Source organism: Streptomyces sp. AC627_RSS907 (assembly GCF_019049165.1).
The window spans coordinates 1-12,113 of sequence record NZ_JAGMUE010000201.1; the positions used below are offsets into that span (position 1 = coordinate 1).

Genomic DNA, 12,113 nt, shown 5'->3' on the forward strand with positions numbered 1-12,113 from the left:
CCCTCCCGCCCACCGACACCCCGCCCCGCCCCGATGCCCATCCCGGCGCCGATGTCTCGCCTCACCCCGGCACCCGGTCGGGTCCCGATGCCGCACCCCGTGCCGGTATCCCGCCTCGCCCCGATGCCTCGCCCCGGCCCGGTGTCCCGACTCGCCCTGATGGTCTGTCGGGCGCCGATGTCTCGCCTCGTCCCGGCACCCGGTCGGGTCCCGATGCCTCGCCGCGGGCTGGCATTCCGCCTCGCCCTGATGCCCTTCCCGGTGCCGATGTCTCGCCTCGCCCCGGGACCGGGTCGGGCCCCGATGCCGCGCCCCGCGCCGGTATCCCGCCCCGGCCCGACGCCGCGCCTCGGCCCGACGCCGCGCCGCGGTCTGGCGGTGCCGACCCCGCGCCCCCGCCACCCCGTGCCTCCGCCCGCTTCCCGGACGCCCCGCCGACCGTGGGGCGCGAAGTCCCCGGTGAGAGCGGCGCGTCGCAGGCGCACCGGGGCGCCCCGGCCCCCTCCCGCCGTGCGGGCGGCACCGCGCGACCCCCGCTGGGGGACTCCGCGCCGCATCCCCGGCCCGATGGCCCCACGGAGCCCCCGGAGGAGACGACCACGCCCCTTCGCCCGGTCCCGGCGGAGCCCGGCCCCGGCCCGGCCCCGGCGCCACCGCGGCGATCCGCGCCGTACCCGGCCCCGGCGGACGGCACCGCCGCCGGCGTCGGCCCCCACTCCGAACCGGCCCCGGCGTCACCGCGGCGATCCGCGCCGTACCCGGCTCCGGCGGACGGCACCGCCGCCGGCGTCGGCCCCCACTCCGAACCGGCCCCGGCGTCACCGCGGCGATCCGCGCCGTACCCGGCTCCGGCGGACGGCACCGCCGCCGGCGTCGGCCCCCACTCCGAACCGGCCCCCGCGTCACCGCGGCGTTCCGCCCCGTACCCGGCCCCGGCGGACGGCACCGCCGCCTACCCCGGCCCCGGCCTGTCCTGGAGCGCGTCGGCGCCCGCAGCAGACGGGCGGCCCCGGGTGTCGCTCGGGGTGCCCGAGGGGTACGACGAGCACGCCCGGCCACGACCGCTCGGCGGGAGCCGGCGGCCCCAGGCCGTCGCCGCCGCCGTCTGTCTCGTGCTCGGGCTGGGCCTCGTCACCGGTGCCCTCACCGGCAGCTGGCTCGCCGGGGACTCCGGGGACGGCGACGCGCGCAGCGCCTTCACCGCGGCCGGGGACCTGTGGCACAGCGTCCCGGTCGACCAGCTCTTCCCGCCCACCGTGCAGGGACAGGGCGCCGGCCCCGGGGGCGCCGACCGCGTCTGGACGCGCGTCGCCGTCGCCCCCGACAGCGACTGCGAGGGCGCCTTCGACCCGCTGCTGGCCAAGGTCCTCGACCCGGTCGGCTGCCGGCGCCTGCTGCGCGCCACCTACACCGACGCCACCCGCAGCCACGTCACCACCGTCGGCCTGCTCTTCGCCAAGGGCGACGCGGCCGCCATGACCTCGCTGGCGGGCCGGTTCGAGAAGGAGGACCTGGGCCGGCGCGGCGACCTCATGCCGCTGCCGTACGCCGCGAAGGACACCACCGCCGCCGGCTTCGGCGCGCGGCAGCGCGCCTCGTGGACCGTCTCCGTCCTCACCGACGCCCCCGTCGTCGTCTACGCCGTCTCCGGCTGGGCCGACGGCCGCACCGTCGACCAGCCGGAGCCCGCCGAGGAGGCCATGGAGACCGGCGCCACCTCGGCCCCCGCCCAGGCAGGCCTCGGTCACGAGGCGAAGGGTCTCGCCGACCGCGTCGAACGCGCCCTGCGCAAAAACGTCGGCACGGCCACGGAGCACCCGTCGTGAACGCCCCCCGCACCCGCCGGGCAGGCGGCGCCCTGAGCCTCCTCCTCGCCGTCTCCCTCGCCCTCGTCCCGGCGTCCGCCGCACACGCCGACGGCATCCGTGCCCAGCAGTGGGCGCTGGAGGCGATGAACACCCAGGAGGTGTGGCGCACCACCAAGGGCGCGGGCGTCACCGTCGCCGTCCTGGACACCGGCGTCGAGGCCGACCACCCCGACCTGGCCGGCAACGTCCTGGCCGGCAAGGACCTGGTCGGCTTCGGCGCGAGCGAGGGCGACCGCGCCTGGGCCCGGCACGGCACCGCCATGGCCGGGATCATCGCCGGTCACGGCCACGGCCCCGGCAACGCCGACGGCGTCATGGGCATCGCGCCCGAGGCCAGGATCCTCCCCGTCCGCGTGATCCTCGAGGACGGCGACCCCTCCCGTGCCAAGGCCCGCAAGACCCGCGGCAACGCGCTCGCCGAGGGCATCCGCTGGGCCGCCGACCACGGCGCCGACATCATCAACCTCTCCCTCGGCGACGACTCCGCCTCCGCCCACCCCGAACCCGCCGAGGACGAGGCCATCCAGTACGCCCTCGGGAAGGGCGTGGTCGTCGTCGCCTCGGCCGGCAACGGCGGCCAGAAGGGCGACCACAGCTCCTACCCGGCCGCCTACCCGGGCGTGATCGCCGCGACCGCCGTCGACCGCTACGGCACCCGCGCGTCGTTCTCCACCCGCCGCTGGTACGCCACCGTCAGCGCGCCCGGCGTCGACGTGATCATCGCCGACCCCGACCACCGCTACTACGAGGGCTGGGGCACCAGCGCCGCCTCCGCCTACGTCTCCGGCGCCGCCGCCCTGGTGAAGTCGGCGCACCCGGGCCTCACCCCGGCCCAGATCAAGGGCCTCCTGGAGGACACCGCCCGCAACGCCCCCGCCGGGGGCCGCGACGACTCCCGCGGCTACGGCTTCGTCGACCCCGCGGCCGCCATCGAGGCCGCCGGACGTCTGAAACCGGAGGGCCTGAGGGCGGCGGCGTACGGCGAGAAGTACTTCGGCCCCGGCCCGGCCGCCCCCGTCTCCGACGACGGCACCTCGGCCTGGGCCGCCCCGCTGGCCGGCGGTGCGGGCGGCGTCCTCGTGGTCGCCGCCGTCGTCCTGTGGCGTGGCCGGCGTGAGCGCCACGACGACTTCTGACCCCGGGCAGCGACGCCGGGGAGGGCCACGGCGCCGGCGCGCCCGCGGAAGCCGTCCCTTCGCGTCCTCACGGGGTCCGCGACGAGCTGCTCACCCCCTGGACTAGGGTCGGGGACCGTGGCGAACAAGAACATTCCCGACCCCGGCTACTCCGACGACGACGGCTCCGCCGACCCGCGGCTGAGCGCGGCGCTCGCCGCCTGGGCCGAGGACCGCACCGCCCTGGCGCCCGTGCTGGAGGCGCTCAAGGGGGCCCGGCTGCTCGTCCCGGTCGTGGCCGTCCTCGGCGAGGTCGAGGAGGACGAGAACGGGCTGCGCCGCGAGAAGACCAGCGACATGGCCGTACCGACGCTGAAGGCCGGCGACCGCACCGCCCTGCCCGCCTTCACGTCCACCGACTCGCTCGCCCGCTGGGACCCGGGGGCCCGCCCGGTCGCCGTACCCGTCCACCAGGCGTTGCAGGCCGCCGCGCACGAGAAGGCGGACACGGTCGTGCTGGACCTGGCCGGTCCGGTGCCGTTCGAGCTGACCGGGCGGGTGCTGCTGGCGCTGGCCGAGGGCCGTACGTCGACCGACCCGCTCGCCGACCCGGCCGTCGCCGGGGCCGTAGGCGCCGCCCTGGCCGCCGAGCCCGCCGTACTCCGGGCCCACCTCGGGCCGGGACGGGCCGACGGCACCCTGGCGCTGCTCCTGGACCCCGGGGCCGACCCGGCCACAGCCGCCCGCGCCGTCGCCGAGCGCCTGGCCGCCGACGAGACACTGAGGGCCCGCCTGGTGCGCGGCCTCGACCTGGCGTTGCTGCCGGCCGGGGCGACGCCACCGGGCGAGCCCTTGTACGTCAGGGAACAGGGTCAGCCGTAGACCGGCCCCGTGTACTTCTCGCCCGGCCCCTGGCCCGGCTCGTCCGGGACCAGCGAGGCCTCGCGGAACGCCAGCTGGAGCGACTTCAGACCGTCACGCAGCGGCGCCGCGTGGAACGAGCTGATCTCGGTCGCGCTCGCGTCGAGCAGACCGGCCAGCGCGTGCACCAGCTTGCGGGCCTCGTCCAGGTCCTTGTGCGCGTCGCCCTCCTCGGTCAGGCTCAGCTTCACGGCGGCGGCGCTCATCAGGTTGACGGCGACCGTCACGATCACCTCGACCGCGGGTACCTCGGCGATGTCGCGGGTCATGGCGTCGAAGTCGGGCGTCTCAGGAGGGGTCTCACTCATGCCGCACACGATAGGGCCCCGCGCCGGCCCCCTCGACGGCAGGAGGGCCGGGAGACACCGGGTTAGCGCACGCCTTCCCGAGCTGCTAACCTTGTGTAACGACCGGTCGGACACGTACGCCTCAGGCGGCGGGCCCGGCCCACAAGTGGAGGCTTCGAACTCCCACCTGGCCGTCCTCAGGACGGCGGGTCACCGGTCAGGCGGTCCCGTCCCCGTGGCGGTGACCGGCCCGAAATCGCGCCCCGCGGCCATCGCGGCGGTGCTCCGGTAGCAGTTCGAGGAGCCCCGCCTGTGATCGTCCGGGGCATTTTTTGTGCGCCGGCGCGGTTAGGTCTAACGAACACAGACGTTACGCGGCTGTCCGCCAGACCGTCGCGTGGTGCTACCGAGGAGGATCCATCAGCGCCGAGCCCCGCATCAACGACCGGATTCGCGTTCCCGAGGTGCGACTTGTCGGTCCCAGCGGCGAGCAGGTCGGGATTGTCCCGCTTGCCAAGGCCCTGGAGCTTGCGCAGGAGTACGACCTCGACCTCGTCGAGGTCGCGGCGAACGCCCGTCCGCCCGTGTGCAAGCTCATGGACTACGGGAAGTTCAAGTACGAGTCGGCCATGAAGGCCCGTGAGGCGCGCAAGAACCAGGCGCACACGGTCATCAAGGAGATGAAGCTCCGGCCGAAGATCGACCCGCACGACTATGACACCAAGAAGGGTCACGTCGTCCGGTTCCTCAAGCAGGGCGACAAGGTCAAGATCACGATCATGTTCCGTGGTCGCGAGCAGTCCCGGCCGGAGCTCGGCTACCGACTGCTGCAGCGCCTCGCGGAGGACGTCCAGGACCTCGGCTTCGTGGAGTCGAACCCGAAGCAGGACGGCCGAAACATGATCATGGTCCTCGGTCCGCACAAGAAGAAGACCGAGGCGATGGCCGAGGCTCGCCAGGCGCAGGAAGCCCGCAAGGCGGAGGCGAAGGCCAACCCCGGCCGCTCGCAGAACGCCGCGGACGACGACGCCGTGAACGCCGAGGCTCCGGCCGAGGCTTCCGCCGAGGCGTGACTCCGGGGGACCCGGTCCCCAGGACGTAACCGATACAAGAGCGACGCTCCACCGTGCCCGGTTTCGCGACCGGGCATCGGAGCGCCACCGACGAGGAGAGAACGGCGCTATGCCGAAGAACAAGTCGCACAGCGGTGCCAGCAAGCGCTTCAAGATCACCGGCTCCGGCAAGGTGCTCCGTGAGCGCGCCGGCAAGCGCCACCTGCTCGAGCACAAGTCGTCCCGCGTGACGCGTCGCCTCACCGGCAACGCCGAGATGGCCCCGGGCGACGCCGCGAAGATCAAGAAGCTTCTCGGCAAGTGACGTACGGGCGCCACTGAGCGCCGTACGGCAGGACCGGGACCCAATCGATACCGGGCCGTGTGACGACCACCGCGGCCCCGCTACAAGGAGTTAACAAGTGGCACGCGTCAAGCGGGCAGTCAACGCCCACAAGAAGCGCCGGGCGATCCTCGAGCAGGCCTCCGGCTACCGCGGTCAGCGTTCGCGCCTGTACCGCAAGGCCAAGGAGCAGGTCACCCACTCGCTGGTCTACAACTACAACGACCGCAAGAAGCGCAAGGGTGACTTCCGCCAGCTGTGGATCCAGCGCATCAACGCCGCTGCCCGCGCCAACGGCATCACGTACAACCGCTTCATCCAGGGCCTGAAGGCCGCCAACGTCGAGGTCGACCGCAAGATCCTCGCCGAGCTGGCCGTCAACGACCCGAACGCGTTCGCCGCGCTCGTCGAGGTCGCCCAGAAGGCGCTGCCGAGCGACGTCAACGCGCCGAAGGCCGCCTGACGCCGCGCCGGCTCTGAGCCGACGTGACCGGACCCGCAGGTTGTGAAGCCTGCGGGTCCTGTCGTTGCCGACCGCCACTGTCGTTCTTCGGCCGCGGGCCCGGTCGTGGCCGGTCACGCAGTGCGCCGTGCCCCTGACGGGGCGCCGCAGCCCGCGTCGAGATATCTGTGAAGGTGAACAAGCACATGCGCCCCGCCGCCCCCGAGCTGATCTCCCCGCGTTCCCCCCGTGTCGCCGCCGCGCGGCGGCTCGGCAAGCGGAACTTCCGGGGGAAGGAGCGGCTCTTCCTGGCTGAGGGGCCGCAGGCCGTGCGGGAGGCCGCGGGGTACGGGGAGACGCTGGTCGAGCTGTTCGCCACCGTCGAGGCCGCGGAGCGTTACGCGGACATCGTCGGGGCCGCCCGGGAGGTGGGCGCGCGCGTGCACCTGGCCGCCGACTCGGTGATCGAGGACATCTCCACCACCGTCACCCCGCAGGGCCTGGTCGGGGTCTGCCGGTTCGTGGACACCCCCTTCGACGAGATCCTCGCCGCCCGCCCCCGGCTCGTCGCCGTCCTCGCCCACGTCCGTGACCCCGGCAACGCCGGGACCGTGCTGCGCTGCGCCGACGCCGCCGGCGCCGAGGCCGTCGTGCTGACCGACGCCTCCGTCGACCTCTACAACCCCAAGGCCGTGCGCGCCTCCGTCGGTTCCCTGTTCCACCTGCCCGTAGCCGTCGGCGTCCCCGTCGAGCGGGCCGTCGCCGGCCTCCGGGACGCCGGGGTCCGCGTCCTCGCCGCCGACGGCGCGGGCGAGCACGACCTCGACGCCGAGCTGGACGCCGGCACCATGGGCGGGCCCACCGCCTGGGTGTTCGGCAACGAGGCCTGGGGGCTCCCGGAGGAGACCCGCGCCCTCACCGACGCCGTCCTGCGCGTCCCGATCCACGGGAAGGCCGAGAGCCTGAACCTGGCCACCGCCGCCGCCGTATGCCTCTACGCGTCGGCGCGTGCACAGCGCGCCGCCGGAGGGTGCCGCTCCGTCACCGAGAGCTAGTAGGGTGACCAGCTCAAGGCCCCTGCGCGGCTGAGAGGTGGGATACGGGGATGAGCGTCGGCACGAGCAGCGCACCGGGAGCACGGGGAGCGCCGCGTCCGCCCGCGCCCCGTACACCCGGTGATCTCGCCGACCTCACCGGCCTCGGCATTCACCCCGACCAGTTGCCCGACGGCCTCGTCGTCGCGGACGAGCGGGGCCGCGTCGTCTGCTTCAACGCGGCCGCCGCCCGCATCACCGCCGTTCCCGCCGCCGAGGCCCTGGGGCAGCCCCTGGAGAAGGCGCTGCCCCTGGAAGACCTGGAGGGCCGGCGCTGGTGGCAGCTGACCGACCCCTACGGCGGCCTGGCCATCCGCGTCCGCCAGCCCGAGCGCAACCTGCTGCTCCCCGGCGGCCGGGAGGTCCTCGTCTCCGCCCGCTACGTCCGCACCGAACGCCTCGGCCCCGTCCACCGCGTCGTCGTCACCCTGCGCGACACCGAGGCACGCCGCCGCACCGAGCGCAGCCACGCCGAGCTGATCGCCACCGTCGCCCACGAACTGCGCTCGCCGCTCACCTCCGTCAAGGGCTTCACGGCGACGCTGCTGGCCAAGTGGGAGCGGTTCACCGACGACCAGAAGCGGCTGATGCTGGAGACCGTCGACGCCGATGCCGACCGGGTCACCCGTCTCATCGCCGAACTGCTGGACATCTCCCGGATCGACTCGGGCCGGCTGGAGGTCCGCCGCCAGCCCGTCGACATCGGTGCCGCCGTAGGCCGGCACATCCAGGCGTACGTCGCCGCCGGCCAGGAGGCCGACCGCTTCCTGCTCCGCCTCGCCCAGCCACTGCCCGACCTGTGGGCCGACCCCGACAAGATCGACCAGGTGCTCAGCAACCTCATCGAAAATGCCGTGCGGCACGGTGAGGGAACCGTCACCATTGACGTCACGCCCACGGCGTCCCCCCGTGAAGGGGAGGACGTCGGCACGTCGGTCACGGTGAGCGACGAAGGGGCCGGCATCCCGGAGGAGTCCATGAACCGCGTCTTCACCCGCTTCTGGCGGGGCAGCAAGCGCGGCGGCACCGGCCTCGGGCTGTACATCGTCAAGGGCATCGTCGAGGCCCACGGCGGCACCATCACGGTCGGCCGCGCCCCCGGGGGCGGCGCCGAGTTCCGATTTACGCTGCCCGTGGCGGCACCGGCGTACCTCTCCTGAGGCGGCCGACGACCCCACGGGCGTGATCCGCGTTCCACAGCCCCGTTAGACTCGGTCTTTGGCACCTTTGCGTCCAGTTCCGCAGACGAAGCGTCTCCGGACCGTAGACGGGGCGTTCCAGCCAGCCAATCGGAAGCACGGGAAGAGATGTCGGCACCGAATAAGTCGTACGACCCTGTCGAGGTCGAGGCGTTGAAACCGGAAGAGATCGAGCGCATGCGGGACGAGGCGCTCGCCGCCTTCGCCGCCGCGGACTCCCTCGACGCGCTCCAGGAGGCCAAGGTCGCCCACACCGGCGGCACCTCCCCGCTGTCGCTGGCCAACCGCGAGATCGGCGCCCTGCCCCCGCACGCCAAGGCCGAGGCCGGCAAGCGCGTCGGCATGGCCCGGGGCGCCGTCAACAAGGCACTCGCCGCCCGCCAGACCGAGCTGGAGGCCGAGCGCGACGCCCGGGTGCTGGTCGAGGAGGCGGTGGACGTCACGCTGCCCTACGACCGTGTACCGGCAGGCGCCCGCCACCCGCTCACCACGCTCTCCGAGCGCATCGAGGACATCTTCGTGGCCATGGGCTACGAGGTCGCCGAGGGCCCCGAGGTCGAGGCCGAGTGGTTCAACTTCGACGCCCTGAACATCGGCCCGGACCACCCGGCCCGCGGCGAGGCCGACACGTTCTTCGTGCAGGGCCCCAAGGGCGGCACCGAGTCCGGCGTCGTGCTGCGCACCCACACCTCGCCGGTGCAGATCCGCTCCGCGCTCGACCGTGAGCCGCCGGTCTACGTGATCTGTCCCGGCCGCGTGTACCGCACCGACGAGCTGGACGCCACCCACACCCCCGTCTTCCACCAGGTCGAGCTCCTCGCGATCGACGAGGGCCTGACCATGGCGGACCTCAAGGGCACCCTGGACCACATGGTCCAGTCGCTGTTCGGCGCGGAGATGAAGACCCGGCTGCGGCCGAACTTCTTCCCCTTCACCGAGCCGTCCGCCGAGATGGACATGCTCTGCTACGTCTGCAAGGGCGCGTCCGTCGGCAACCTGGACCGGCCCTGCCGCACCTGCTCCAGCGAGGGCTGGATCGAGCTCGGCGGCTGCGGCATGGTCAACCCGCGGGTGCTCACCGCCTGCGGCGTCGACCCGGAGAAGTACAGCGGCTTCGCCTTCGGGTTCGGCATCGAGCGGATGCTGATGTTCCGCCACAACGTCGAGGACATGCGAGACATGGTCGAGGGTGACGCGCGCTTCACCCGGCCGTTCGGGATGGAGATCTGATGCGGGTCCCGCTTTCTTGGCTGCGGGAGTACGTCGACCTGCCGGCCACGCAGACCGGCCGTGACGTCCAGGCCAAGCTCATTTCGGCCGGGCTCGAGGTCGAGACCGTCGAGCACCTCGGTGCCGACCTCAAGGGCCCCCTCGTCGTCGGCCAGGTGCTGACCATCGAGGAACTGGAGGGCTTCAAGAAGCCGATCCGCTTCTGCACGGTCGACGTCGGCCGTGCCAACGGCACCGGCGAGCCCCAGGAGATCGTCTGCGGCGCCCGGAACTTCGCCGTCGGTGACAAGGTCGTCGTGGTCCTCCCCGGCGCCACCCTGCCGGGCGGCTTCTCGATCAGCGCCCGCAAGACCTACGGCAAGACGTCCCACGGCATGATCTGCTCCGGCGACGAGCTGGGCATGGGCGACGACGGCTCCCACGGCATCATCGTGCTGCCGCCGGAGACCGAGGTCGGCAAGGACGCCATCGAACTGCTGGAACTGGTCGACGAGGTCCTGGACATCGCCGTCACCGCCAACCGCGGCGACTGCCTGTCCATCCGCGGTGTCGCCCGCGAGACCGCCATCGCCTACGGCCTGCCGCTGCGCGACCCGGCCCTGCTCGACGTGCCCGGCCCGAACGCCTACGGCTACCCGGTGAAGATCGCCGACCCCAGGGGGTGCGACCGCTTCACCGCCCGCACGGTGACCGGCCTCAGCTCCGAGGCGCGCTCCCCGATCTGGCTCCAGCGCCGGCTGCAGAAGGTCGGCATGCGCCCGATCTCGCTCGCCGTCGACGTCACCAACTACGTGATGATGGAGCTCGGCCAGCCGCTGCACGCCTACGACCGCTCCCTGGTCCAGGGCACCATCGGCGTGCGCCGGGCCGAGGAGGGCGAGAAGATCGTCACCCTCGACGGTGTCGAGCGGAAGCTGCACGCCGAGGACCTGGTCATCACCGACGACCGCGGCCCGATCGGGCTCGCCGGAGTCATGGGCGGCGCCAACACCGAGATCGCGGACCACGACGCCGCGGCGAACGGGGGGACCGCGACGACCGACGTGGTCATCGAGGCCGCCCACTTCGACCAGGTGTCCGTCGCGCGCACCGCCCGCCGGCACAAGCTGTCCTCCGAGGCCTCCCGCCGCTTCGAGCGCGGAGTCGACCCGCAGGCCGCGGCTGCCGCAGCCCAGCGGACCGTCGACCTGCTGGTGCTGCTCGCGGGCGGCACCGCCGAGGCCGGCGTCACCGAGATCAGCGCCCCCTCCGCGCCGCACACCATCAGCATGCCGGCCGACCACCCGGACAAGGTCGCGGGCGTGGAGTACGGCCGCGAGTCCGTCGTGCGCCGCCTCCAGGAGGTCGGCTGCGACGTGTACGGGCAGGACGAGCTGATCGTCACCGTGCCGTCCTGGCGGCCCGACCTCACGGACCCGAACGACCTGGCCGAAGAGATCATCCGCCTGGAGGGCTACGAGAACCTGCCCTCCACGCTGCCCAGGCCCCCCGCGGGCCGCGGCCTGACTCCCCGGCAGCGGCTGCACCGCCGCGTCGGGCGTGCCCTGGCCGGGGCCGGTTACGTCGAGGCGCCGAACTACCCGTTCGTCAGCGAGCAGGTCTTCGACCAGCTCGGCCTGGACGCCGACGACCCGGCCCGCCGCGTCGTCAAGCTGGTCAACCCGCTCAGCGACGAGGAGCCCGCGCTGCGGACCTCGCTGCTGCCGGGCCTGCTCGGTGCGCTGCGCCGCAACGACGGCCGGGGCTCGCACGACCTCGCGCTGTTCGAGACCGGCCTGGTCTTCCACCCGCGCGACGAGCAGCGGATCGCCGCCAACCTGCCCGTCGACCGGCGCCCCGGCGCGGACGAGCTCGCCGCGCTGGACGCCGCGCTGCCCGATCAGCCGCGGCACGTCGCCGTGGCCCTGACCGGCGCACGCGAGCAGGCCGGCTGGTGGGGCAAGGGCCGCCCGGCCGACTGGGCCGACGCGATCGAGGCCGCCCGGACCGTCGCCCGCGAGGCCGGCGCCGAACTGGGCACCCGCAAGGGCCAGTACGGGCCCTGGCACCCGGGCCGCTGTGCCGAGCTGACCATCACGGTGGACGGCGAGGAGCGGGTGATCGGGCACGCGGGCGAGCTGCACCCGCGCGTACTGAAGACGCTGGGGCTGCCCGCGCGCACCTGTGCGATGGAGCTGGACCTCGACGCCCTGGAGCGGGCCGGTGACGGCACCCCGCAGGCGCCGGGCATCTCCACGTTCCCGGTCGCGACGCAGGACGTCGCGCTGGTCGTCGACGCGTTCGTCCCGGCGGCGGACGTCGAGGCGGCACTGCGCGAGGGCGCCGGTGAACTGCTGGAGTCCATCCGGCTGTTCGACGTCTACGACAACGCCGAGCAGCTCGGCGAGGGGCGCAAGTCCCTCGCCTACGCGCTGCGCTTCCGCGCGGGTGACCGGACGCTGACGGTCGACGAGGCCTCCGCGGCTCGCGACGCGGCGGTCGCCCTCGCGGGCGAGCGCGTCGGAGCGGTGCTCCGTAGTTAGCGGTGCTCCGTAGTGAGCGGTGCTGCGTAGTGAGCGGTCC

General features: G+C 73.7%; 11 protein-coding genes. 10 read left to right on the forward strand and 1 reads right to left on the reverse strand.

The annotated features are described in order from the left end of the window. The first annotated feature begins 1,013 nt into the window (after window positions 1-1,013). The 3 genes from KUM32_RS31460 to KUM32_RS31470 all read left to right on the forward strand — a co-directional run bounded on the left by KUM32_RS31460 (window position 1,014) and on the right by KUM32_RS31470 (window position 3,865). Window positions 1,014-1,826 (forward strand): hypothetical protein, encoded by an 813-nt coding sequence (locus KUM32_RS31460; protein ID WP_217145361.1) that lies wholly within the window; start codon window positions 1,014-1,016, stop codon window positions 1,824-1,826. Next, the gene (mycP, locus tag KUM32_RS31465) at window positions 1,823-3,004 is read left to right on the forward strand and encodes a type VII secretion-associated serine protease mycosin (protein ID WP_217145362.1); all 1,182 of its coding nucleotides are present in this window, start codon (window positions 1,823-1,825) and stop codon (window positions 3,002-3,004) included. The genes KUM32_RS31460 and mycP overlap by 4 nt, the downstream gene beginning before the upstream one ends. A gap of 117 nt (window positions 3,005-3,121) precedes the next feature. Next, window positions 3,122-3,865, forward strand: a complete 744-nt coding sequence (locus tag KUM32_RS31470) for an SseB family protein (protein WP_217145363.1) — start codon at window positions 3,122-3,124, stop codon at window positions 3,863-3,865. Here KUM32_RS31470 and KUM32_RS31475 read toward each other — a convergent pair. Then, window positions 3,856-4,212 (reverse strand): DUF1844 domain-containing protein, encoded by a 357-nt coding sequence (locus tag KUM32_RS31475; protein WP_217145364.1) that lies wholly within the window; start codon window positions 4,210-4,212, stop codon window positions 3,856-3,858. The two genes, KUM32_RS31470 and KUM32_RS31475, sit on opposite strands and share 10 nt — an antisense overlap. A 398-nt stretch (window positions 4,213-4,610) precedes the next feature. On the opposite strand from KUM32_RS31475, the gene infC reads away from it, so the two are divergent. The 7 genes from infC (at window position 4,611) to pheT (ending at window position 12,073) form a co-directional block, all read left to right on the forward strand. Beyond that, a complete protein-coding gene (infC, locus tag KUM32_RS31480; RefSeq protein WP_217145413.1) occupies window positions 4,611-5,264 on the forward strand; it encodes a translation initiation factor IF-3 in 654 nt (217 codons plus the stop codon). Between the two features lie 109 nt (window positions 5,265-5,373). Continuing rightward, window positions 5,374-5,568: a 50S ribosomal protein L35 gene (rpmI, locus tag KUM32_RS31485; RefSeq protein WP_003977225.1), complete on the forward strand. Its 195-nt coding sequence runs from the start codon at window positions 5,374-5,376 to the stop codon at window positions 5,566-5,568. Window positions 5,569-5,665: 97 nt separating this feature from the next. Beyond that, a complete protein-coding gene (rplT, locus tag KUM32_RS31490) occupies window positions 5,666-6,049 on the forward strand; it encodes a 50S ribosomal protein L20 (protein ID WP_003977226.1) in 384 nt (127 codons plus the stop codon). A 185-nt stretch (window positions 6,050-6,234) separates the two neighbouring features. Continuing rightward, window positions 6,235-7,083: an RNA methyltransferase gene (locus KUM32_RS31495; protein ID WP_217145365.1), complete on the forward strand. Its 849-nt coding sequence runs from the start codon at window positions 6,235-6,237 to the stop codon at window positions 7,081-7,083. A gap of 50 nt (window positions 7,084-7,133) precedes the next feature. Continuing rightward, a complete protein-coding gene (locus tag KUM32_RS31500; RefSeq protein ID WP_217145366.1) occupies window positions 7,134-8,282 on the forward strand; it encodes an ATP-binding protein in 1,149 nt (382 codons plus the stop codon). Window positions 8,283-8,429: 147 nt separating this feature from the next. Then, the gene (pheS, locus tag KUM32_RS31505) at window positions 8,430-9,551 is read left to right on the forward strand and encodes a phenylalanine--tRNA ligase subunit alpha (protein ID WP_217145367.1); all 1,122 of its coding nucleotides are present in this window, start codon (window positions 8,430-8,432) and stop codon (window positions 9,549-9,551) included. After that, window positions 9,551-12,073: a phenylalanine--tRNA ligase subunit beta gene (gene pheT / locus KUM32_RS31510; protein ID WP_217145368.1), complete on the forward strand. Its 2,523-nt coding sequence runs from the start codon at window positions 9,551-9,553 to the stop codon at window positions 12,071-12,073. Before pheS ends, pheT begins: the two co-directional genes overlap by 1 nt. Window positions 12,074-12,113: the final 40 nt, after the last annotated feature.